Source organism: Mycobacterium sp. DL440 (genome assembly GCF_011745145.1).
Taxonomy (GTDB): Bacteria; Actinomycetota; Actinomycetes; order Mycobacteriales; family Mycobacteriaceae; genus Mycobacterium.
The window spans coordinates 4,594,178-4,616,000 of sequence record NZ_CP050191.1 but is presented as its reverse complement, the minus strand read 5'-3'; the positions used below and the strand labels follow the sequence as shown (position 1 = coordinate 4,616,000).

Below are 21,823 nucleotides of genomic sequence, written 5' to 3'. Positions count from 1 at the left end.
CGTGGAAGCCGGTGTAAATCCGGCGCGGTCCCGCCACTGTGATCGATCGGCCAGCCTCCGCTGACCGTCGAGAGCCAGATACGCACCGCAGTCGCCGCCTCGCACGCACTGGGGCGGATCTCCCCGGAGAGGATGGGTACGCCCATGGCTGCACGTTGGCTGATCGCGGGACTGGCGTCGGCGTTACTGGTGTCGGGGTGCGCCTCGACCGCAGTGCCCGACACCGCAGGTGATGCGCCGCCGGGTTTCCCGGTCACCGTGGACAATTGCGGCGTCAGCACCACCTACGACCGGCCGCCGACCCGTGCCGTCGCGCTCAATCAGCATGCGATCGAAACGCTGCTGGCGCTGGGCCTGGAGCATTCCATGGTCGGCACGTCCTACCTCGACGATCGGATCCTGCCCGAATACCAGGCCGCCTACGACACCGTTCCGGTGCTGGCCAAGGAGTACCCGTCCTACGAGTCGCTGCTGGCCGTCGAACCCGATTTCGTCTACGGCGGCTGGGACAGCGCGTTCGACGAGAAAGAGGGCCGCGGCAGGCAACGGCTGAACGACGCCGGGGTCCACACCTACCTCAACATCGAAGATTGCCGGTCCGAGCCCGTCACGATATCCACCGTCGATGACGAAATCCGAAGCATCGGAACAATCTTCGGCGTCACCGACGGGGCCGAGCAACAGATCGAGAAGCTCCATGGAGAGCTGGCGCAGTCCGCGGCGACGCTGCGCGGGGTGCGGCCCGTGCGCGTCGCGGTCTACGACAGCGGTGAGGCGACCGTGTTCACCTCGGGTGGCAAGGGCATCGGAAACCTGATGATCGAGGCCGCCGGTGGCGTCAACGTGTTCGCCGATGTGCCCAAGGTGTGGGGCGACGTGTCGTTCGAGCAGTTCGCCGATCGCGCACCCGAGGTCATCGTGATCTACGACTACGGAGACCAGCCGGTCGCGGACAAGAAACGGTTCCTGACCGAACATCCTCTGCTGCAGCATGTTCCGGCTGTCGCCCAGCAGCGGTTCGCGGTCCTCCCGTTGTCCTCGGTTGTGGTCGGCGTACGGGTGGGCCGGGCAGTGGACGCCCTGGCCCGGCAGCTGCACCCCGACCGGTTCAGTTGATGCCCTACCGGCTGACCCTCGCCGCACTGGCCGGGCTGTTGCTGATGGCGATGACCGCCGGTGTCGCGATCGGGTCGGTGTCCATCGCGCCCGGGCAGGTGTGGGCCATCGTGCTGCACTCCGTCCATCCGGGCCTGGTCGAGCAGAGTTGGCCTGCGGTACGAGAATCCATCGTGCTCGACGCCCGGCTTCCCCGGGTCGTACTGGGCGCGGTGGTCGGGGCCGGCCTGGCGGCGTCAGGGATGGCGCTGCAGGCCGTGGTGCGTAATCCACTCGCCGATCCCATGTTGCTGGGGGTCTCCTCGGGGGCATCGGTCGGCGCCGTGGTGATCCTGGTGGTCGGCGCCGGTGCGCTACAGGTGTTCACCGTGCCGCTGGCGGCCTTCCTCGGAGCCTTCCTCGCACTCGTCGCGGTGTACTTCCTGGCCCGCTCGGGCGGGCGCATGACGACAGCGCGGTTGATCCTGGCCGGCGTGGCGGTGGCCGAAGTGCTGTCCGCGGTGGCCAGCCTGCTGATCGTCACCTCGGACGATCCGCACAAGACCCAGGCGGCCGTGCGGTGGATGCTCGGCGGCCTGGGCGGCACCACCTGGCGCATGGTGTGGGTGCCCGCAGTGGCGGTACTCGTCGGTGTGGTCGTACTGCTGGCCTTCACCCGATCGCTGAACCTGCTCTATACCGGCGAGGAGGCGGCGGCCTCGCTCGGCCTGGACGTACACCGGTTCCGGGCGGGGATGTTCGTCGTCGTGGCGCTCATGGTCGGGGCGATGGTCGCGGTCAGCGGCACGATCGGCTTCGTCGGGCTGATCATGCCGCATGTGGTGCGTCTGCTGGTCGGTGCCGACCACCGGAGAGCGCTGCCGGCCGCGGCCTTGTTGGGTGCGGCGTTCCTGGTGCTGTGTGACATCGTGGCCCGCACCGTGGCCGCGCCGGAGGAATTGCCGGTGGGGATTCTGACCGCGCTCGCCGGCGGGCCGTTCTTCCTGTGGCTGATGCGGCGGAAGGCCGTGACGTGACGGCGGCAGTGACGTTCGAGGCGGTCTCGGTGACGGTGCGCGGTACACCGTTGATCGCCGACGTGTCGTTGTCCGTCGCCCCGGGTGAGATGCTGGCCGTCGTGGGTCCCAACGGTGCGGGCAAGACCACACTGCTGCGCACCTTGTACCGGGCGCAGCGACCGAGCACCGGTCGCGTGCTGGTCGACGGCACCGACGTGTGGAAGCTGCCTGGCAAGCGGGCCGCACGCCGGGTCGCGGCGGTATTGCAGGAAGCCGCAGGAGATTTCGAGCTCACCGTGTTCGACATGGTGGCCATGGGCCGCACACCGTACAAGCGGTCCTTCGAGGCCGACAACGCCGAGGACCGCGAGATCATCGGCGCGGCGATGACGGCGCTGGACATCGCGGAACTGAGCCGGGCCGGTTACGGCCGGCTGTCGGGCGGACAGAAGCAACGTGTGCTCATCGCCCGGGCGCTGGCCCAGCGCACCGACGTGATCGTGCTCGACGAGCCCACCAACCACCTCGACCTGCGCCATCAACACGAGGCCCTGCACCTGCTGCGGGAGACCGGTGCGACGGTCATCGCCGCGTTGCACGATCTGAATCTCGCTGCGGCTTACTGCGATCGGATCTGCGTGCTCGACGGGGGCGGGCTGGTGGCGGTCGGCACGCCGGCCGACATCCTCACCGAGGGGTTGCTGTCCGAGGTGTACGGGGTCGGGGCCCGGATCGCCATCGATGCCGACACCGGCAGGCCGCAGGTCACCGTCCCTGCCAAGGTTGGGGCGAGGCCGTGAACATCGGTGACCAGCTGAGCGAAATCACCTCGTACGGAGGGTTCTTCGCGATCACCGTCGGCGGGGAGCCGGCCGAATGGATTCCGGTCCAGCGCTGCTATGACGACGGCTGCGCCGACCTCGTCGCCGCGACGAGCGCGCGCAACGACACGACGGATCTGCGTATCGGAGCGTCGCTGGTCCAGTTCAGCCATGCCTCGCGCTTGTGGTCACCGCTGCTGGCGTGTGCGCTGCAATTCGGTGTGCTGCCGGACCTCGCCGATCTGCAGCGCCATGCCGCCCGCACCGAGCTGAGGTTGCCGGTGCCGGTGGGAGGGCCGGTGGACGATCACCGTCCGCTGACGCAGCAGCTGTATCGGCTGGTGATCACCGAACACCTCGAGCCGCTGGCCGCGGGGCTCCGGGTCAAGATGGCGCCGCGTCTGCTCTACGGCAATGCCGCCGCGGCGTTGGTCGCCGCGGCGGCCGAGTTTGCCAGTGCCCGACCGGAATTGCGTGACGATGTCCGGGACGTCACCGAATCACTGTTGGCCATGGGCGAGTTGATCGGGACGGGCGACCTGGTTGAGCTGACATTCCGTCGCCGCAGCTGCTGCCTCTTCTACCGGGTGCCCGGTGGGTCCAACTGCCGGGACTGTTCCCTCACGAGACCCCGCGGCTAAGCGTAGGGCCGCTTCGGAGGGTCGGTGCGGACCGCGCTCAGGGCAGTCATCGTCGGAATACTGCCTCTGCTCGAATCGCTTTGTCCCGCAGGGATCGTGCCCTCGACCTTGATCCAGGTGTTCTCCGGATACCCGGCCAACTGAGCGGCAGCGGGTCCGGACAGGTGGATGCGGGCCAGCTGAGCGTCTGCGGCGCAACAGATGATCACCACTCGGGCCAAATCTGTGCGGTCACCGTCACGCATCGTGAAACCGGAGACGGTCACGGTCCGGTCATCGAGGGTGCCGGCATTGTCTTGCGCCACCCGCGTCAGCACGTCGGGCAGCGAGATTTCTGGTGCCCGGCCGTCGGGAAGGGGAGGAAAGGCACGCCTCAGCACATCGGTGGACGCTTCGGACACCGACGCGGCCTGGGGGCGGATCGCCGGTGGCACGACGAACGCCAGTAGCGCGATCGGGATGAGCAGCAGCCAGGCCGTGCCCCGTCGGTGGGAATGGTCGTGATGGCCGTGTGCCTCGTCGCCGCCGTGGCGGATGTCGGCCACGATCGATGCCAGCGCCAGCATGATCAGCAGCACGGAGGTGGCTGCCAGAAACGGAAGCACGGACGGTTTCACGTAACGGGTGAAGGTGCCGGTGAGGGTGATGATCGCCGTGCTGACCCCGATCAGCAGTAGGAGGGCGTTCTCGGTTTCCCGGCTCACTGCGGCCCCAGGATCAGCAGTCCGACACCGGTCCCGACGAGTGTGGCAACCAGGAACGTCGCCGGTGCGAAGCGAATCGCGAACGCCCGTCCGAACATTCCGGCCTGCATTGCGAACAGCTTGATGTCGACGGCCGGCCCGACCACCAGGAACACCAGTCGCGGCAGGAGCGGGAGCATGGTCAGGCTGGCGGCGACGAAAGCGTCGGCCTCTGAACACAACGCCAGCACCACGGCGAGCACCGCCATGGTGATCACGCCCAGGATCAGCTGGCCGGCCAGGTGCTCGTACACCCAGGTCGGCACGAGTACGTGCAGCGCGGCCGCGGCTGCGGCCCCGACCACCAGGTACGCGCATGCGGACAGGAAATCGTGGCGGGCCGCTTCGGTGAACACCAGCCACCTCGAACCGTCACTGTGTTGAGGACGCGGCAGTCGGCGGGCGATCCATTCCGGGCGGCCGAACCGCGCCCACGCGACACCCATGATCAGCGCGGTGCACAAAGACGCGATACAGCGGGCGACCACCATCTGCGGATGTCCGGGGAAGGCGACGGCGGTGGCCACCAGCACAACAGGGTTGATCGCCGGCGCCGCGAGCATGAAGGTCAGGGCCGCGGCGCCGACGGCGTCGTCGCGAGCTCCATCGCCGAAGAGCCTGCGCGCCACCGGCACTGAACCGCATTCGCAGCCGGGCAATGCCGCGCCGCCGACACCGGCGGCCAGGATGGCCGCGCTGCGACGCCGGGGAAGCCAGCGGGCCAGGCGCTCGGGCGTCACGAAAACCGCGATCAGCCCGCTGATCACCACGCCGAGGGCCAGAAACGGCAGCGCTTGGACGAACACGCCGCAGAACACCGTGGCTGCCGTCGCGACGTCGGGCGTGTTCTCGACGAACCCACGCAGCGTGGTGCCCGCGAGGGCCAACGCGATGATCCCGGCCACGAGAATCTGCATGGAACTCGGCCGCCACCGCGTCACCGCCGGGTTTGCCACCACGCGGCCATCATGCCAGGTAGATCTGTCAGCTGAACGCGGCCAAATTGACGCCTTCGGTGCTCAAGCGTTCGCGCACCGCGGTGGCGATCTCCACCGCACCCGGCGAATCACCGTGCACACAAACAGATTCCACGGTGATCGGGATGGTGGTCCCGTCGACCGCGCTGACCTGCCCCGCCGACACCATGGTGGCCACCCTCTCGGCGATCTCCGAGGGATCGTGCAGCACCGCCCCAGGTTCGCGCCGCGACACCAGCGTGCCGTCGGATTGGTAGGCGCGATCGGCGAAGGCCTCGGCAACGGTGCGCAGGCCGAGCTGCCGGGCCTCCTTGAAGAACACCGATCCCAACAGGCCCAGCACTGGCAGGCCGGCGTCCACGGCGTGCACGGCCGCCGCCACCGCGGCCGCTTGCTCACGGTGGCTGACGATCGTGTTGTAGAGCGCACCATGGGGTTTCACGTACGTCACGGTCGTGCCCGCGGCATGGGCGAGGCCCTGCAGCGCACCGATCTGGTAGATCACGTCGGCGGTGAGGTCTTCGGGCGTGACGTCGATGAAGCGTCTGCCGAATCCGGCGAGGTCCCGGTAGCTCACCTGGGCGCCGACGCGTACGCCCCTGGCTGCGGCCTCGCGGCAGGTGCGCAACAGCAGGGTTGGGTCCCCGGCGTGGAAACCGCAGGCCACGTTGGCACTGGTGACCAGCCCCAGCATGGCCTCGTCGTCACCGAGTTTCCACGCGCCGAAGCTCTCGCCCAGATCGGCGTTGAGGTCGACGGAGGCAGCCATCCGTCCAGCCTAAGGCGATGCGTCGGCCGGCCAGCCGTTCTCCGCCACGAATTCGGGCAGCGGGCGCCCAACGGTCCAGTGCTCGATCTCCAAGACCGGGCGGTCCGGGAACTCGGGCACCGGGCCGAGGCAGAGGATGGCCACCGGCTCGGCGCCGTCGGGCATGCCCATCAACTCGGCCAGCGGCAGCGGCTCGAAGATCGACACCCAGCCCATGCCGAGGCCCTCGGCGCGGGCAGCCAGCCACATGTTCTGGATGGCGCAGGACACCGAGGCCAGGTCCATCTGGGGCAGGGTGCGGCGGCCGAAGATGTGCCGATCGCGGTTCTCGCCGAGGGCTACGACGAACAGTTCGGCGCAGTCGAGGATGCCCTCGACCTTCAGGGCCAGGAATTCGTCGCCGCGGGCGCCGAGCGCGTCGGCGGTGTGGATGCGTTCCTGGTCGACGATGGCGTGGATCTTGCCGCGCAGTGCATCGTCGGTGATGCGGATGAACCGCCACGGCTGCATCAGGCCGACACTCGGTGCCGCGTGGGCGGCCTGCAGCAGCCGTCCGAGGACCTCGGGCGGCACCGTGCTGCCGGGAACGAATCGGCGCATATCCCGACGTTCGGCGATGGCCCGGTAGACGGCGCGGCGCTCGTCGGGGCTGAAGGCGTGCTCGGACACGGATCGAGCTTAGGCGGGCCCTCGGGCGTGGCGGGCATCCGACCTTATTGAAAATGAATGTCATTAATGATAAGAGTTTGGGGTGCTGAACAGGGCCTTGGTGATCACGCTCGTCGCCCTCCTGATCGCCGGGTGCTCCACCCCTCCGGATGCCCGGCAGAATGCGTCGCCGCGGGAGTCTGAGCGGCCGGTGACGCGGCTGATCCTGGTGGAGCGACACGCCGGCGCCGGCGCGGTGCTCGATGTCGCGGACTCTGTCGAGACCGGTCTGGGGCAACACGGCCGCGTCGACGCCGTGAGCGGTGACGGCCGGTACGCCTACCTGCACGACGATGCCGGCCTGACGATCCTCGACGGCGGGGCATGGACCTTCGACCACGGCGACCATTCGCACTTCTATGACGCACCGCCCGCCGTGGTGGGGGGGATCGACGGGCGGGTCATCGCGGTACGGGCCCACGGTGCGCTGGCCGTCACCCGCCGCGCTGATGGTGCGGTCACCTCATTGGATCGGGACGCCTTCGCGCGGGGTGAGGTGACGCTGGTAGCCGCGCATTCGGAATCTGAAAACGCAGTAGCTGCAATCCCATTCGGCAGCGACTTGCTGACCGTGGCCGACCACGGTCTGGTCAGCAAGGTCGCCGAACAGACCACGGTGCTCGGAGACTGCCCGGCGGTCACCGACGCGGTGGTACTGCGCCGGACGGTCGTGCTCGGTTGCCGTGACGGTGCGTTGAAGATCGTCCGGCGCGGCGGGGTGCCGGCCGCCGAGAGCATCCCCTTCGGGCCGGTTCGGCCCCGAGAACCGTTGGGATCGTTCGGCTATCGCAGGCAAGGGAATTCGTTGGCGGCGGTGGCCGGTGACGAGGTGTGGCTGCTCAACGGACGCCGATGGTCGTCGATGCGGCTGCCCGGTGTGGTTGCGGTGAACACCGCCGGCGCCACCACGGTGCTGGCCCTAACCGAAGACGGCGGCCTGCATGCGCTCGATGTGGCGGCAGGCGTGCGCACCGGCCGCGTCGAACTTCTCGCGCCTCCGGTTGGCACCCCGGTGATCGAGGTTGGCGCCGGGCGGGCCTACGTCAACGACGCGACGGCAAAGGCAGTGCACGAAATCGACTATTCGAACGGCCTCCGGGTGGTTCGTACGCACCACCCGGCCGTGACCCCTGACTTCATGACGGTCGCGGGCTGGTGACTCCACAACAACAGGCACACGAAGGAGAAGGATGCCGAATCCATTGAAGGTCATGGCGCCGGTCGGTGCGCTCGCGCTCGCGGCGGCCTTGGCCGCTTGCGGCGGTGGCGAATCGCAGCCGGCGGCGCGCGCGGAGCCGATAGCCGATCCGCTGGTGGTCACCTACGACGGTGGGCTGTACGTGTTGGACGGCAACAGCCTGCAGGTCAAAGCGGACGTCCCGATGGAGGGGTTCCTGCGGGTCAACCCGGCCGGCGACGATGCGCACGTGCTGGTGTCCACCGATGAGGGCTTCCGGTTGCTCGACGCGTCGGCGGGCGAGTTGACCGACACCATGTTCGTGGCCGAGGAGCCCGGTCACGTTGTGGCGCACGGCGAACACACCGTGCTGTTTGCCGACGGATCCGGTGAGATCACCGTGGTCGACCCGCACGACATCGCCGCGTCCGCACCGCAGATCAGGAACCTGAGGGCGCCGCAGCCGCACCATGGCGTCGCAGTGGTGCTGGACGACGGAAGCTGGGTGCGTAGCGAAGGCAATTCCGACGAGCGCAGCGGTGCGGTTGCCTTCGACGCCTCCGATCGGGAGATCGCCCGCAACAATGAGTGCCCCGGTATTCACGGAGAAACCGTCGTCGACGCCTCCACCCTCGTATTCGGCTGTGAGAATGGCGTATTGACCTACGCCGACGGTGCGTTTACCAAGGTGGCCGCTCCGGCTGAGTACGGAAGGGTGGGAACGCTTCGCGGGCATGATGATTCACCGGTAGCCCTCGGTGACTACAAGGTTGATCCCGACGCCGGGCTGGAGCGGCCCAACCAGTTCGCCCTCGTCGACACCGCGAGCAATCAGCTGCGCCTGGTGTCACTGCCACCGCAGGTCAGCTACTCGTTCCGGTCGTTGGCGCGCGGACCGCACGCCGAAGGCCTCATCCTGGGTACCGACGGCAATCTCTATGTCATCGACCCGGCGTCCGGGCGCACTATCAAGACCATCGCGGTGGCTGAGCCGTGGACCGAGCCCGACGACTGGCAACAGCCCCGTCCGAGCGTCTTCGCCCGCGGTCACGACGTGTTCGTCACCGACCCGGCCACCAATCAGGTGCACATCGTCGATGTCGAATCCGGCGCGAAAGGTGCATCGGTGACGCTGGAGCACGCACCCAATGAGCTCGGCGGCACGGTAGGACACGCACACTAGTCGCTGGAGTCAGCGAGAATGTCGGCATGCCAATCGATGCCGATGAGGGCGGGCGGTACTTTGCCGCAGATTACGAAGAGACGCGGGAGCGGGAGCGTCTGCAGCGGCTTGAAGGTCTGGGTGATCCGCGGACCACCCGCACCTTCGACACCATCGGGGTCGGTCCGGGCTGGCATTGTCTTGAAGTCGGCGCGGGTGGGGGATCGGTCGCGCGGTGGCTCGGCAGCCGCGTGGGACCAACCGGCCATGTCGTCGCTGTTGACCTGGATCCGAAGTTCCTCGACGACTTGCCCGCGCTGGGGATCGAGGTACGTCGCTGCGACATCACGCGCGACGAGATCGAGCCGGCGGCATACGACCTCGTGCATTGCCGGGTATTGATGGTGCACATGACCGATCCGCTCGCGGTGCTGCACCGCATGGTGGCGGCGCTCCGTCCGGGTGGTTGGCTGGTTGTCGAGGAGCCCGACTACAGCACCGCACAATCACTCACCCCGGACCATCCGTCGGCGGCGGGCTTTCATGCCTACGTGCGCGCGCGTCACGCGTTTCTGGTTGCGGCAGGGGTGATGGATCTGCACTACGGCGCACGGCTGCCGGCCCACGTGGACGGGCTGGGTCTGGAGGCCACGGGCAGCGATGTCGGCTCGACGACGGAGCGGGGCGGAAGCGTGAAATCGGGGTTTCTCGTGGAGAGCTTTGCGAAGCTCGACGACGTGATGATCGCCGGCGGAGTCATCACCGAATCGGTCCTGGCCGACGCCCGTCGGGCCATGGAGGACCCGGCGTTCGTCTACCGGTCACCGACGATGTACTCGGTGTGGGGCCGCAAGCCTCTCAGTGCGAGTGGGTGACGCTCCAGGTCGGTAGCGGATCGGGATAGCCGACCCAGGCCTGCTGGCCCTCGGCCAGTTCCGCATCGGTCAGCAGGGCGCCGTCGAGTAGCCGGCGGACCATGTCCCGGTCGAGCTTGATTCCGATGAACACGATCTCCTGACCCGGCGCGATCTCGGTGCCCGACCAGTACTGCGCCGGTTCGATCGCCAGGTTGGGGCCGGCTTGCGACCAGATGGCAGCGATCGTCGGACGGCTCGCGATCCAGCAGAATCCCTTGCTGCGCAAGACCCTTGTCACCTGAGCGAGTGCGTCGCCGAGGCGCTGGGGATGAAACGGCCGGTCGGAGCGGAAGGTCATCGAGCTGATGCCGTACTCCTCGGTTTCGGGTGTGTGTCCCATCGCGAGCTCCTCGTCCCAGCCCGGGGTCCGGGCGGCGGCCTCCGGGTCGAACAGCCCGGTGCCGAGTACTTCGCCGATGTCGACGATGCCGTGGTCGGTCCGGATCAGCTTGGCGGTCGGATTGAGTCTGCGCAGCAGTGTGTGGACGGTGTCGAGGATCGCCGGGCTCACCAGGTCGGTCTTGTTGAGCAGGATGACGTCGGCGAATTCCACCTGATCGGTGAGAAGGTCGGAGATGCTGCGGGCATCGCCCTCGCCGGCGGCCAGATCCCGGTCGGCCAGGCCTTCACCGCGGACGACCTCGGTCAGGAAGGTGGACGCGTCGACCACCGTCACCAGTGTGTCCAACCGGGCCAGCGCGCCGAGGCTGAAGCCGTCCTCGAACTCCCAGCTGAAGGTGGCCGCGACTGGCATGGGCTCGGAGATGCCGGTCGACTCGATGACCAACTGGTCGAACCGGTTCTGTCGCGCCAGCGAGCCGACCGCCTCCACCAGATCCTCGCGCAGTGTGCAGCAGATGCAGCCGTTGGTGAGCTCGACGAGCTTCTCCTCCGTGCGGTCGAGGTGTCCCTGCCCGGCGATGAGCGCGGCGTCGATGTTGACCTCGCTCATGTCATTGACGATGACGGCGACGCGTCTGCCCTCGCGGTTGGCCAGGATGTGGTTGAGAAGCGTGGTCTTCCCGGCTCCGAGAAAGCCGGACAGGACGGTGACGGGCAGCAGATCGGACATCGGACTCCTTAATGAAAACGATTTTCAATAAATCATCATCCGGGCGTGCATCTGCTAATGCAAACGGTTATCGTTATCGCCGTGCTCCCGCCCCTGAATCTCCGCGCCGTGGCCACCGCGTTGTTGCTGGCCACACCATTCGCCCTCGCCGCCTGCGGCTCAGAGGAAACCCAGCAACCCGAGGCCGGTGGGAACTGCGTGACCACGCCCGTCAACGTGGTCGTCAGCGTCGACCAGTGGGGCGACATCGTGTCCGCCCTGGGGGGTGACTGCGCGAAGGTGACCACGGTGGTGGCCGGCTCGTCGGTCGATCCCCACGACTTCGAGCCCGCGCCCGCGGATGCGGCCAAGTTCCAGGGCGCCCGACTGGTCGTCATCAACGGTGGCCACTACGACGAGTGGGCGACCAAGCTCGCCCAGAGCACGGCACCGGATGCCATCGTGCTGCGCGCCGTCGGTGAGTCCGACGATCCCTCGGCCAACCCGCACGCCTGGTATGACCCGGTCGCGGTGACCGGCGTGGCCGATGCGGTGACCGAGGAACTGAGCCAAATGGCTCCGGACGCAAAGGATTACTTCGCGCAGCGCCGCGCCGAGTTCACCACCTCGATGCAGCCCTACCAACAACTGATCACCGACATCAAGACCAAGGCGCCCGGTAAGCGCTATGCCGCCACCGAAACCGTGTTCGACGACATGGCAGCCGCGGTCGGCCTGGTCAATCAGACACCCGCGGGCTATCAGGCCGCGTCGTCCAACGACACCGAACCGTCGCCGGCCGATCTGGACACGTTCCTGCGACTGCTCGCCGATCATGGGGTCGATGTGCTGATCTACAACACGCAGACCGAGGGCTCGCTGCCCAAGCAGATCCGGGCGGCCGCCGAGAGCGCCGGAATTCCGGTGGTCGATGTCACGGAAACGGTGGCGCCGGGAACGGATTCGTTCGAGGCTTGGCAGGTGAACCAACTGACTGCGCTCGCCAAAGCGCTCGGGGTCCAGAGCTAGTGCCGGACACTGCCCAACCGCCTGCCCTCGTCTTCGATGACGTCAGTGCCGTGCGCGGGGGCCGGCTGATCTGGTCGGAGGGCACTTTCGAGATCCCGACGGGCGGCATCGTCGCGCTGATCGGTTCCAACGGATCGGGCAAGTCCACCATGCTGCAGGTCGTGCTGGGCCTGTTGCCTGCAGCCTCGGGTTCGGTGCGGGTGCTCGGCGGCGCGCCGGGTGAACACAACGATCTGATCGGCTACGTCCCTCAGGACTACGCCGCAGGTGCGGGGGAGGCCATCCGGGCCCGCGGTGCGGTAACTCTCGGGCTCACCGGGCGGCGCTGGGGTTTCACCCGCACGTCGGCGGCCGACCGGGCCCGGGTCGACGAGGCCCTTGAGTGGGTCGAGGCGACCGGCTTCGCGACCATGCGGCTGTCGGAGCTGTCCGGTGGCCAACGGCAGCGCATCGCCCTGGCCAATGCCCTTGTCGGACATCCGAAGATGCTGATCCTCGACGAGCCGCTGGCCGCGCTCGACCTGCGCAACCAACACGAGATCGTGCAGTTGCTGGCCAAGCTCAACAAGGACCTGGGCGTGACGATTCTCGTTGTCGCGCATGACCTCAACCCGCTTTTGAGCGTGCTCGACAGCGCCATCTATCTGCTCGACGGGCACGCGCACCACGCTGCCATCGACGAGGTGGTGGACGCCGATCTGCTGACGCACCTCTACGGAACCCAGGTGCAGGTGGCCAACACCCCGCTAGGCCAGATGTACATGAGGAGCGTGTGATGCCGGCGGGTCTGGTTGCTGCTGGAACGTTCGCCCAAGGCAATCTGGCACTGGGCTATCAGCACAACTGGTGGCAGATCCTGACCTCGGCGTTCATGCGCAACGCGTTGATCGGCGGCACGTTGGTGGCGCTGGCGGCCGGGCTGATCGGCTATTTCGTCATCGTGCGCAATACCGCGTTCGCCGCCCACGCGCTGGCCCACATCGGTCTGCCCGGTGCGACAGGCGCGGCGCTGCTCGGGCTTCCGGTCGGGTTGGGACTCGGGGCGTTCTGCGTCGGCGGAGCCCTGGTCATCGGGGCGCTGGGCAGCCGGGCCCACGACCGCGAGGTGGCTACGGGTACGGTGCTGGCCCTGGCCACCGGCTTCGGCCTGTTCTTCAACTCGCTGGCCACCAAGAATTCGTCCACGTTGACCAATGTGTTGTTCGGCAACCTGCTGGCCATCACCCACCAGCAGTTGCTGATGTTCACCGCGCTGCTGCTGGTGTTGGCCGCCACGGTCGTGTTCGTCTTCCGCCCACTGTTGTTCGCATCGGTCAACGCGCAGGTGGCCGAGGCCAAAGGGGTGCCGGTCCGCGCGTTGTCGGTGCTGTTCATGGTGCTGTTGGGGATCGCGGTGACGATGGCGGTGCTGGCCGTGGGCACGCTGCTGCTGTTCGCACTTGTCGTCACGCCGGCCGCGACGGCCATCATGGTGACGGCCCGACCGATTCTCGCAATGACGATCTCGACCGTGATCAGTGTGCTGTCGGTCTGGGCGGGGCTTGCGGTCTCGGCAATCTTCAACATGCCGCCGAGCTTCGTGATCGTCACGATCGCGTGCGGAATCTGGCTGGCGGTGTGGACGGTTGACCGGGTGAGGAATTCGGCGATCCACTAGCGTCAGAAAGCATGCCAAGGAGTCCCCACCCGCCGCGGCGGGCCACCCTGGCTTCGTTGGCGGCCGAACTCAAGGTTTCGCGCACCACGATCTCCAACGCCTACAACCGGCCGGACCAGTTGTCCGCAGAGCTTCGCGACCGGATCTTCGACGCGGCCAAGAGGCTGGGCTACGCCGGACCGGATCCGGTGGCGCGCTCGTTGCGGACCCGCAGGGCCGGTGCGGTGGGGCTGATCATCACTGAGCGACTCAATTATTCGTTCAGCGATCCCGCCGCACTGGATTTCGTTGCCGGACTTGCCGAATCCTGCGAAGCGGTGGGGCAGGGGCTGCTGCTGGTGGCCATCGGGCCCAATCGCAGTTTCGAGGACGGTTCGGCGGCCATACTCGCCGCGGGTGTCGACGGATTCGTGGTGTATTCGGCTTCCGACGACGATCCGTATCTGCAGGTGGTGCGTCAGCGACAGTTGCCCGTCGTGGTGGTCGATCAGCCGAAAGACGTCCCCGGGGTCTCGCGGGTCGGCATCGATGATCGCGGCGGGATGCGGCGATTGGCCGAGCATGTGCTGGAGCTGGGCCATCACGACATCGGCCTGCTGACCATGCGGCTGGGCCGGGGCTGGCCGCACGAGAGCACGAAACCCGCACTGGCAGATCCGGATCGGATGCTGTCGCCGCATTTCCATGTGCAGCGCGAGCGGATCCACGGTGTGTACGACGCGATGACGGCCGCCGGCCTGGCCCCCGACAAGCTGACCGTGGTGGAGAGCTACGACCATCTGCCGACATCCGGCGGTGCCGCGGCCGAGGTGGCGCTGGATGCCAATCCCCGCATCACCGCGCTGATGTGCACCGCGGACGTGCTGGCCTTGTCGGCCATGGATTATCTGCGCTCCCGCGGTATCTATGTGCCGGGGGAGATGACGGTGACGGGGTTCGACGGGGTGCCCGAGGCATTGAGTCGCGGCCTGTCCACGGTGGTGCAGTCCGGTGTGGCCAAGGGGCGGCGCGCCGGGGAACTGCTGCACAATCCGCCGCGGGATGGGCTGCCGGTGATCGAGGTGCTGGAAACCGAGGTGGTGCGCGGGCGGACGTCGGGCCCGCCGGCCTAGGTTGCCCGGTTCCATTCCGCCGAAACGGCATTCCAGCAGGTGCCTACTCGACCTTTTTCTGCTGGAATGCGGTTTCGGCGGAGCGGCGCGCGTCGAGCAGGTATTTCAGTGCTGCCGCAACATCTTCGGGTTCGTCGACCCGGTATTCGGCGAGCGTTTCGCCCGGCCCTACTTTGACGCCCACGTCGCCGTCGCGCAGCCGGCGGAACGCCTTCTCGTCGGTGACGTCGTCGCCGAAGTAGATCACCGCGGACGCCTCGTGCTCGTCGCGCAGAATGTCGATGGCCTCGCCCTTGTCGGTGGTGATCACGGCAAACTCGAGGACGGCCTTGCCCTCGGTCAGCTGCGCATCCCAGGTCTGCGACGCCGCACGTGCCTGCCCCAGCGCGGAGTCGGCGTCGGCAGGTTCGGCGTTGCGGACGTGCAGCGCCACGCTGGCCGGCTTCAGTTCGACGGTCACCCCGGGCCGGGCGCCGGCGATCGCGGTGAGTTCGGCGGCGATCGTGTCGAGGAGGGAGCGATCGATGGGGTGGGTGAATCCGGAGTCGAACTCGGCGCCGTGGCTGCCGACGAGGTGCACGGCTGCGGGCATGCCCGACAGGTCCCGCAGCACCTCGAGTGCCCGCCCGGAGATCAGCGCGGTCGCGGTGCCGGGCAGGTCGGCGAGTGCGATCAGGGTCTCGGCAGCGTCGCGCAGCGGACGCGCGTCGGCCGGGTTGTTCACGATCGGGGCGAGGGTGCCGTCGAAATCGGAGGTGATCAGCAGCCGGGGTATGAGTGCGGCCCGGGCGAGTGCCTGCTGGAGTTCGACGGGAAGGCTCACCCGCTAGATCTTAGGTTTGTCCTCGGCGCCGATCAGCAGCCGCACCGCAAGGTCCAGTCTCTTGCTGACGTCGGTGGCCGAGGCCCGCCGGGTCAGCCATGCCAGCAGGTTGGACAGCCACACGTCCGAGATGACCCGGGCGATGTGGTACTGGTCCTCGGTCGGCTCGCCGTCGCTCATTGCGCGGGCGAACATCGAGTCCATCAGCTTGCCGACGTGGTCGACCTCGCCGGCCGCGGAGGCGTCGGCGAAGACGAAGGCCCGCGTCATGGCCTCGGTGAGCAACGGGTTGCGCTGCATGGCCCGGTTCAGCTTGCCGACCATGAAACTCAGCCGCTGGTAGGGGGTGCCACCGGCGAGCGCGGCCCGGTCGGTCTTGGCGTCGATGCGCTCGAACTCCCGGCCGAGGGCGGACACCAGCAGGTGGACCTTGGAGGGGAAGTAGCGGTAGAGCGTGCCGACGGCGACATCGGCCCGTTCGGCCACGGCCCGCATCTGGACGGCCTCGTAGCCGCCCTTGGAGGCGATGGCCAGGGTGGCATCGAGGATGCGCTTGCGGCGTTCGCGCTGTGCTTCGGAGCCGAGTTCGGATTCGGCGAGGACTGCCACGGTCATGACCTCACGCGGTCGGGTGTCCGACCCGGACGGTTCGCTGCCTGCCTGCTGTGGTGCGCTGGACATGCGGTGTGTGGCCCCCTCTCGTCGCGTACCTCGTGGAAAACGATACGCACGGCGATCTCCTTCTACGCACCTCCGCGCCGGTAACCACACGGACGTGTCCTGCTGTGATGCGGGTCGACTTGACGGTCGAACACTGTCACCATTAGAACACGTTCTAGTGGGAAGCACGGACTTCTCGCTTCAGGTACTAGGAGGTCCACCATGTCCGGCGCGTCTGCCACCATCACCGACGAGCAGTTTGCCGCGCGTGACCTGGTTAGGAGCTGGGCTGGCGCAACCGACACTGCCGCGGCAGTCCGATCCGGTGAACATGATGCCGATGCATGGCGGCGGCCGTTTCAGGGTCTCGCAGAACTAGGGATCTTCAGCGTGGCGGTCCCCGAGGAGCAGGGTGGCGCCGGCGGCACTGTCGAGGACCTGTGCGCGATGGTCGACGAGGCCGCTGCCGCGCTGGTGCCCGGTCCGGTGGCCACCACGGCCCTGGCAACCCTCGTCGTCACCGATGACGCCGTGCTGGAAGCCCTGGTATCGGGTGAGCGCACCGCCGGCGCGGCGCTGAGCGGGGACCTGACGTTCGATGACGGCAAGGTGTCGGGCGCCGCCGAGTACGTCCTGGGCGCGGATGCGGCCGGCGTGCTGTTGCTGCCCGCCGGCGACCGCGTGGTGCTGGTCGACGCGAGTGCCGCAGGCGTCAGCATCGAACTGCTCACCGCCACCGATTTCTCGCTGCCACTGGCCCGGGTCGTGCTCGATTCGGCGCCCGCGCAGGTGCTCGAGGTCTCACGGCAGCGGTTCGAGGACGTCACCGCGACCGTGCTGGCCGCCGAGGCCGCCGGCCTGGCCCGCTGGACCCTGCAGACCGCCACCGAGTACGCCAAGGTGCGCGAGCAGTTCGGCAAGCCGATCGGCAGCTTCCAAGCCATCAAGCACATGTGTGCCGAGATGCTGCTGCGCTCCGAGCAGATCTCGGTGTCGGCGGCCGACGCGGCGCTCGCGGTGTCGGAATCCGATGACTCCCAGTTGTCGATCGCCGCTGCGGTGGCGGTCGCCGCGGGCGTGGAGGCGGCCGAGGCCAACGCCAAGGACTGCATCCAGGTGCTCGGCGGTATCGGTATCACCTGGGAGCATGAGGCGCATCTGTATCTGCGTCGCGCATACGGGATTTCGCATGCGCTCGGTGGCCGGCGCCGGTGGATTCGCCGGGTCTCCGCGCTGACCCAGCAGGGAGTGCGCCGTGAGTTGCGGATCGATCTGGAGTCGGTGGCCGGTCTGCGTCCGGAGATCAGCGCCGCGGTCGCCGAGGTGGCCGCGCTGCCGGTGGAAAAGCGGCAGGTGGCGCTGGCCGAGTCTGGATTGCTGGCGCCGCACTGGCCACGTCCCTACGGCCGCAACGCAACTCCTGCCGAACAACTGCTGATCGACCAGGAACTCGCGGCGGCCGAGGTGGAGCGCCCTGACCTGGTGATCGGCTGGTGGGCGGTGCCGACCGTCCTCGAGCACGGCAGCCCCGAACAGATCGACCGGTTCGTGCCCGCCACGCTGCGCGGTGACCTGGCGTGGTGCCAGCTGTTCTCCGAGCCGGGCGCCGGGTCCGACCTGGCCGCACTACGCATGAAAGCGGTTCGGGCAGAAGGCCCGAACGGTGAGCCGGGTTGGAAGCTGACCGGTCAGAAGGTGTGGACCTCGGCGGCGCAGAAGGCGCACTGGGGTGTGTGCCTGGCGCGCACCGACGCCGACGCTCCCAAACATAAAGGCATCACCTACTTCCTGATCGACATGAAGACACCCGGCATCATGATCCGCCCGCTGCGCGAGATCACCGGTGATGAGCTGTTCAACGAGGTGTTCTTCGACGACGTATTCGTGCCCGACGAGATGGTCGTGGGCACCGTCAACGACGGCTGGCGGTTGGCGCGCACCACGCTGGCCAACGAGCGGGTGGCGATGGCCGGCGGGACGGCGCTGGGCAATCCGATGGAGGAGCTGCTGCGCACCCTCGGCGCGCAGCCTGATGTGGACCCGGCCGATCTGGACCGCCTCGGCGAGTTGATCCTGACGGCCCAGGTGGGCTCACTGCTGGACCAGCGGATCGCTCAACTGGCGGTCAGCGGTCATGACACCGGTGCACAGGCCAGCTCCCGCAAGCTGATCGGGGTGCGCTACCGCCAGACGCTGGCGGAGTTCCGGCTGGAGCTGTCCGACGGCGGCGGTGCGGTGCGCAACCACGAGGTGCACGACTTCCTCAACACGCGCTGCCTGACGATCGCCGGCGGTACCGAGCAGATCCTGCTGACCGTCGCCGGTGAGCGGTTGCTCGGCCTGCCGCGGTAGGACTTCTTCCCGCGAACAGACGCGGAGTTACCCCTGAAGTGCCCTTTTCGGGTACCTCCGCGTCTGTTCGCCGGGGTTAGTGAGCCCGAGCGCTAGAAGCCGGTGGTGACGCAGGCGCTCGGTGTGGTGAGGTTCACTCCGCCCCAGGTCACGTGGATGTCCGAGCAGATGATGAATTTGTCCTCGGTGTTCGGCTGTCCGGTCTGCCACTTGGTGGGTGTCGACACGCCGTCGATGCTGAAGCGTTCGATCGGCCCGCCGCCGAAGTAGGTCGCCGAGATCTCGACCTTGTTGACCGACCGGTACAACTTCGACAGGACGTTGTCGTGGTTGGAGCCCTTGATCTCCCGCGGCATCCCGGCCGGGGCGCTGTAGGACGCTTCCTGCCAGGTGTCTTTGTTGGAACTGCGCAGGGTGATGGTCTGACGCGCCCACGCATCACCGGGGAATCCGATGGGGCCGTCCGGTGTCAGCAGATTCGCCGAGGTGTTGAAGTTGCACGTGGTGCCCGAGCAGTCGGCGCTGACGTGCATCTCGATGGTGCCCTGGGGGCTCGGGATCGAGCTGACGGCCGAGTTGGCGGCGGCCGTGGCCGACGCGGGGAACGCCAGCGCAGACGCGGTCAGCACTGCTGCCGTGCTCGCTGCGGAAAGCCTGTTGATCGTCATCGTCAAGAAAGGTATCCGCTCGTTACTCGTCGTAGGTGACTTCGACTGAATCCGACACCGGCGTGGCCTGGCAACCCAGGATCAGCCCCTCGTCCAGATCGGACGGTTCGAGCACGTCGTTGATCTTCATCTCGACGTCCCCGGACTTCTTGAGCACCGCGCAGGCGCCGCAATGGCCCTCGCGGCAGGAGAACGGTGCGTCCAATCCCTTGTCCAGCAGGACGTCGAGCAGCGTGGCCGAGCGCGGCCAACGAACCTCGTGGGTGGTGCCGTCCAGGGTGACGATCGCGGTGGCCGGCCCCTGGTCGCTGTCATCTTCCTCGATCACCACGGCGGCGAACGGGTCGGAATCCAGCGACTTGAACACCTCGATGTGGATGCGCTCGTCGGCGGTGCCGGCCTGCTGCAGCGCCTGCTCGGCTGACGCCATGAACGGCCCGGGTCCGCAGATGAACGCCTCGCGCGCGGCATAGGGCGCGACGAGTCCGGCGAGCGCGGCCGGACTGGGCAGCCCCTGCACGGTCTCCAGCCAGTGCACGACGGTGAACCGGTCGGGGTACTTGGCGGCGAGGTCACGCAGGGTCGCGCCGAAGATGACCGAGTTCTCGTCGCGGTTGGCGTAGACGAGGACGACGTTGCCGGTGCCCTCGGCGAGCGCGGACTTGCAGATCGCCATCATCGGGGTGATGCCGCTGCCCGCGGCCAGCAGCAGGAAGTCGGTGTTGAGGTCGCGCGGCACGAACGTGCCCGACGGGGCCAGCACGTGCATCTTCATGCCGGCGTGGGCGTTGTCGCACAGCCAGTTCGACGCGTAGCCGTCGGCAGTTCGCTTGACCGTGACGGTCAGCTGATCGTCGGTCACCGGCGAGCTGGACAGCGAATAGCAGCGGGCCACCGAGCCGGTGCGATCGCTCGGTATCCGCAGCGTCAGGAACTGCCCCGGGGAGTAGCGCAACCGATCGGCGGGGACGTTGGAACCCTCAGGTACAGAGAACACGAGGGAACGCGCGTCGGCCGTCTCCTCGATGACCGCGCTCACCTGCAGTTCGAGCACATGGCTGCCCAATGGTTCATCAGTCACGGCTGGACCCTCTCATCACTCATAACTAGAACATGTTACAAAAATGTACTTGCCCAGGTCCAGCCCTGCATTGCCGGGCGCTACTCGACACAAATCGTAACGTGTTCTAGTCTCTGTCTAGGCGGTCAGCTCGCGCTCATCGCAGTCCGATTCTTGGGAGGCATTCCGTGACATCCATTGAACAGCGTGACGTCCAGGCAGTTCTGGCCGGCATCGACGAACTGCTGCCGACGCTGCGTGAGCGCGCTCAGGAGACCGAGGATCTGCGCAAGCTGCCCGATGCGAACGTCAAGGCACTGGAAGACATCGGTTTCTTCAAGCTGCTCCAGCCCGAGCAGTGGGGCGGCCTCCAGTGCGACCCGACGGTTTTCTACGAGGCGGTCCGGCGGTTGGCCAGCGCCTGCGGTTCCACCGGCTGGGTGGCCGGCATCATCGGTGTGCACAACTGGCACCTGGCGCTGTTCGATCAGCAGGCTCAGGAAGATGTCTGGGGCGAGGACACCTCGGTCCGGATTTCCTCGTCCTACGCCCCGATGGGTGCCGGTGTCGTGACCGAGACCGGTGACGGCTACATCGTCAACGGCGCCTGGAACTGGTCCTCGGGTTGCGATCACGCCAGCTGGGCCTTCCTGGGTGGCCCGGTCATCAAGGACGGCCGGCCGGTCGATTTCGGCAGCTTCCTGATCCCGCGCACCGACTACCAGATCGACGACGTCTGGAACGTCGTCGGGCTGCGCGGCACCGGCAGCAACACCGTCGTGGTCAAGGACGTGTTCGTGCCCAAGCACCGCTTCCTGTCCTACAAGGCGATGAATGACGGCACCGCCGGCGGGTACCAGACCAACACCGCTCCGGTGTACAAGATGCCTTGGGGCACAATCCATCCCACCACCATCTCGGCCCCCATCGTGGGTATGGCCTACGGCGCCTACGACGCGCACGTCGAGCACCAGGGCAAGCGCGTCCGCGCCGCCTTCGCCGGCGAGAAAGCCAAGGACGATCCGTTCGCCAAGATCCGGATCGCCGAGGCGGCCAGCGACATCGACGCGGCCTGGCGTCAGCTGTCGGGCAATGTCGCCGACGAGTACGCACTGCTGGTCGCGGGTGAGGAGATCCCGTTCGAGCTGCGGGCCCGCGCCCGTCGCGATCAGGTGCGTGCCACCGGCCGTGCGATCGCCTCGATCGACCGGCTCTTCGAGGCCTCGGGTGCCACCGCGCTGTCCAACGACGCTCCGGTGCAGCGGTTCTGGCGTGACGCTCACGCCGGCCGGGTGCACGCCGCCAACGATCCCGAGCGGGCCTACCTGATCTTCGGCAACAACGAGTTCGGCCTGCCCCCGGCCGACACGATGGTCTGACAC

The 21,823-nt window shown here is 67.5% G+C and carries 22 protein-coding genes and 1 riboswitch; of the genes, 13 read left to right on the top strand and 9 right to left on the bottom strand.

Going from position 1 to position 21,823, the window contains the following annotated elements; genetic code table 11:
- Positions 1-3: 3 nt before the first annotated feature.
- Positions 4-82, top strand: a riboswitch (cobalamin riboswitch).
- A 62-nt stretch (positions 83-144) separates the two neighbouring features.
- From HBE63_RS22495 to HBE63_RS22480, 4 genes are read left to right on the top strand one after another with little or no spacing between them, the layout of a single operon-like run.
- Positions 145-1,116, top strand: coding sequence for an ABC transporter substrate-binding protein (locus tag HBE63_RS22495; protein ID WP_166906724.1), 972 nt, complete (start codon positions 145-147; stop codon positions 1,114-1,116).
- Positions 1,116-2,132: an iron ABC transporter permease gene (locus tag HBE63_RS22490; protein WP_166906723.1), complete on the top strand. Its 1,017-nt coding sequence runs from the start codon at positions 1,116-1,118 to the stop codon at positions 2,130-2,132. The genes HBE63_RS22495 and HBE63_RS22490 overlap by 1 nt, the downstream gene beginning before the upstream one ends.
- Entirely contained in the window at positions 2,129-2,914 is a 786-nt protein-coding gene (locus HBE63_RS22485) for an ABC transporter ATP-binding protein (protein ID WP_166906722.1), read from the top strand. The genes HBE63_RS22490 and HBE63_RS22485 overlap by 4 nt, the downstream gene beginning before the upstream one ends.
- Positions 2,911-3,576 (top strand): (2Fe-2S)-binding protein, encoded by a 666-nt coding sequence (locus tag HBE63_RS22480; RefSeq protein WP_166906721.1) that lies wholly within the window; start codon positions 2,911-2,913, stop codon positions 3,574-3,576. The genes HBE63_RS22485 and HBE63_RS22480 overlap by 4 nt, the downstream gene beginning before the upstream one ends.
- On the opposite strand, the gene HBE63_RS22475 is transcribed toward HBE63_RS22480, so the two are convergent.
- From HBE63_RS22475 to bluB, 4 genes are all read right to left on the bottom strand, one after another.
- A complete protein-coding gene (locus tag HBE63_RS22475; protein ID WP_166906720.1) occupies positions 3,573-4,280 on the bottom strand; it encodes a TIGR03943 family protein in 708 nt (235 codons plus the stop codon). The genes HBE63_RS22480 and HBE63_RS22475 overlap by 4 nt on opposite strands.
- Complete coding sequence (locus HBE63_RS22470) at positions 4,277-5,236, bottom strand: permease (RefSeq protein ID WP_166910084.1); 960 nt, start codon at positions 5,234-5,236, stop codon at positions 4,277-4,279. Before HBE63_RS22470 ends, HBE63_RS22475 begins: the two co-directional genes overlap by 4 nt.
- Before the next feature lie 67 nt (positions 5,237-5,303).
- Positions 5,304-6,065: a LamB/YcsF family protein gene (locus tag HBE63_RS22465; protein WP_166906719.1), complete on the bottom strand. Its 762-nt coding sequence runs from the start codon at positions 6,063-6,065 to the stop codon at positions 5,304-5,306.
- 9 nt (positions 6,066-6,074) lie between these two features.
- Entirely contained in the window at positions 6,075-6,665 is a 591-nt protein-coding gene (gene bluB, locus HBE63_RS22460) for a 5,6-dimethylbenzimidazole synthase (RefSeq protein WP_243858765.1), read from the bottom strand.
- Between the two features lie 151 nt (positions 6,666-6,816).
- On the opposite strand from bluB, the gene HBE63_RS22455 reads away from it, so the two are divergent.
- Genes HBE63_RS22455 through HBE63_RS22445 form a run of 3 tightly spaced genes read left to right on the top strand, consistent with a single transcriptional unit; the run spans position 6,817 to position 9,987 of the window.
- On the top strand, positions 6,817-7,932 hold the full coding sequence (locus HBE63_RS22455; RefSeq protein WP_166906717.1) for an ABC transporter: 1,116 nt from the start codon (positions 6,817-6,819) through the stop codon (positions 7,930-7,932).
- Positions 7,933-7,963: 31 nt separating this feature from the next.
- A complete protein-coding gene (aztD, locus tag HBE63_RS22450) occupies positions 7,964-9,133 on the top strand; it encodes a zinc metallochaperone AztD (protein ID WP_166906716.1) in 1,170 nt (389 codons plus the stop codon).
- Positions 9,134-9,159: 26 nt separating this feature from the next.
- Entirely contained in the window at positions 9,160-9,987 is an 828-nt protein-coding gene (locus tag HBE63_RS22445) for a class I SAM-dependent methyltransferase (RefSeq protein WP_166906715.1), read from the top strand.
- Here the strand turns inward: HBE63_RS22445 and HBE63_RS22440 are convergent.
- Positions 9,971-11,101 carry a GTP-binding protein gene (locus HBE63_RS22440; RefSeq protein WP_166906714.1) on the bottom strand — a complete coding sequence of 377 codons (1,131 nt, stop codon included), beginning with the start codon at positions 11,099-11,101 and terminating at the stop codon, positions 9,971-9,973. The genes HBE63_RS22445 and HBE63_RS22440 overlap by 17 nt on opposite strands.
- 57 nt (positions 11,102-11,158) lie before the next feature.
- Between HBE63_RS22440 and HBE63_RS22435 the strand changes: the two genes are divergently transcribed.
- The 4 genes from HBE63_RS22435 to HBE63_RS22420 are packed head-to-tail and all read left to right on the top strand — an operon-like array spanning position 11,159 to position 14,878.
- Entirely contained in the window at positions 11,159-12,109 is a 951-nt protein-coding gene (locus tag HBE63_RS22435) for a metal ABC transporter solute-binding protein, Zn/Mn family (protein ID WP_166910082.1), read from the top strand.
- The gene (locus HBE63_RS22430; RefSeq protein ID WP_166906713.1) at positions 12,109-12,885 is read left to right on the top strand and encodes a metal ABC transporter ATP-binding protein; all 777 of its coding nucleotides are present in this window, start codon (positions 12,109-12,111) and stop codon (positions 12,883-12,885) included. The genes HBE63_RS22435 and HBE63_RS22430 overlap by 1 nt, the downstream gene beginning before the upstream one ends.
- Positions 12,885-13,766, top strand: coding sequence for a metal ABC transporter permease (locus HBE63_RS22425; protein WP_166906712.1), 882 nt, complete (start codon positions 12,885-12,887; stop codon positions 13,764-13,766). Before HBE63_RS22430 ends, HBE63_RS22425 begins: the two co-directional genes overlap by 1 nt.
- An 11-nt stretch (positions 13,767-13,777) precedes the next feature.
- Entirely contained in the window at positions 13,778-14,878 is a 1,101-nt protein-coding gene (locus HBE63_RS22420) for a LacI family DNA-binding transcriptional regulator (RefSeq protein WP_166906711.1), read from the top strand.
- A 43-nt stretch (positions 14,879-14,921) separates the two neighbouring features.
- On the opposite strand, the gene otsB is transcribed toward HBE63_RS22420, so the two are convergent.
- Together otsB and kstR are read right to left on the bottom strand one after the other, a co-directional pair.
- Positions 14,922-15,701: a trehalose-phosphatase gene (gene otsB / locus HBE63_RS22415; protein ID WP_166906710.1), complete on the bottom strand. Its 780-nt coding sequence runs from the start codon at positions 15,699-15,701 to the stop codon at positions 14,922-14,924.
- Positions 15,702-15,704: 3 nt separating this feature from the next.
- On the bottom strand, positions 15,705-16,310 hold the full coding sequence (gene kstR / locus HBE63_RS22410) for a cholesterol catabolism transcriptional regulator KstR (protein ID WP_164480958.1): 606 nt from the start codon (positions 16,308-16,310) through the stop codon (positions 15,705-15,707).
- A gap of 273 nt (positions 16,311-16,583) precedes the next feature.
- Between kstR and HBE63_RS22405 the strand changes: the two genes are divergently transcribed.
- Positions 16,584-18,713 (top strand): acyl-CoA dehydrogenase, encoded by a 2,130-nt coding sequence (locus HBE63_RS22405; protein WP_166906709.1) that lies wholly within the window; start codon positions 16,584-16,586, stop codon positions 18,711-18,713.
- Positions 18,714-18,805: 92 nt separating this feature from the next.
- Here HBE63_RS22405 and HBE63_RS22400 read toward each other — a convergent pair whose 3' ends face one another.
- Entirely contained in the window at positions 18,806-19,375 is a 570-nt protein-coding gene (locus HBE63_RS22400; RefSeq protein ID WP_166910081.1) for a hypothetical protein, read from the bottom strand.
- A gap of 28 nt (positions 19,376-19,403) precedes the next feature.
- Positions 19,404-20,462, bottom strand: coding sequence for a ferredoxin--NADP reductase (locus tag HBE63_RS22395; protein WP_166906708.1), 1,059 nt, complete (start codon positions 20,460-20,462; stop codon positions 19,404-19,406).
- A 167-nt stretch (positions 20,463-20,629) separates the two neighbouring features.
- On the opposite strand from HBE63_RS22395, the gene hsaA reads away from it, so the two are divergent.
- On the top strand, positions 20,630-21,820 hold the full coding sequence (gene hsaA, locus HBE63_RS22390) for a 3-hydroxy-9,10-secoandrosta-1,3,5(10)-triene-9,17-dione monooxygenase oxygenase subunit (protein ID WP_166906707.1): 1,191 nt from the start codon (positions 20,630-20,632) through the stop codon (positions 21,818-21,820).
- Positions 21,821-21,823 lie beyond the last annotated feature (3 nt).

Coding starts and splice junctions, on each gene's coding strand:
- HBE63_RS22495 (WP_166906724.1), top strand. CDS start 145: ATGGCTGCACGTTGGCTGATCGCGGGACTGGCGTCGGCGTTACTGGTG.
- HBE63_RS22490 (WP_166906723.1), top strand. CDS start 1,116: ATGCCCTACCGGCTGACCCTCGCCGCACTGGCCGGGCTGTTGCTGATG.
- HBE63_RS22470 (WP_166910084.1), bottom strand. CDS start 5,236: ATGCAGATTCTCGTGGCCGGGATCATCGCGTTGGCCCTCGCGGGCACC.
- HBE63_RS22465 (WP_166906719.1), bottom strand. CDS start 6,065: ATGGCTGCCTCCGTCGACCTCAACGCCGATCTGGGCGAGAGCTTCGGC.
- bluB (WP_243858765.1), bottom strand. CDS start 6,665: ATGCGCCGATTCGTTCCCGGCAGCACGGTGCCGCCCGAGGTCCTCGGA.
- aztD (WP_166906716.1), top strand. CDS start 7,964: ATGCCGAATCCATTGAAGGTCATGGCGCCGGTCGGTGCGCTCGCGCTC.
- HBE63_RS22445 (WP_166906715.1), top strand. CDS start 9,160: ATGCCAATCGATGCCGATGAGGGCGGGCGGTACTTTGCCGCAGATTAC.
- HBE63_RS22440 (WP_166906714.1), bottom strand. CDS start 11,101: ATGTCCGATCTGCTGCCCGTCACCGTCCTGTCCGGCTTTCTCGGAGCC.
- HBE63_RS22435 (WP_166910082.1), top strand. CDS start 11,159: ATGCAAACGGTTATCGTTATCGCCGTGCTCCCGCCCCTGAATCTCCGC.
- HBE63_RS22425 (WP_166906712.1), top strand. CDS start 12,885: ATGCCGGCGGGTCTGGTTGCTGCTGGAACGTTCGCCCAAGGCAATCTG.
- HBE63_RS22420 (WP_166906711.1), top strand. CDS start 13,778: ATGCCAAGGAGTCCCCACCCGCCGCGGCGGGCCACCCTGGCTTCGTTG.
- HBE63_RS22405 (WP_166906709.1), top strand. CDS start 16,584: ATGTCCGGCGCGTCTGCCACCATCACCGACGAGCAGTTTGCCGCGCGT.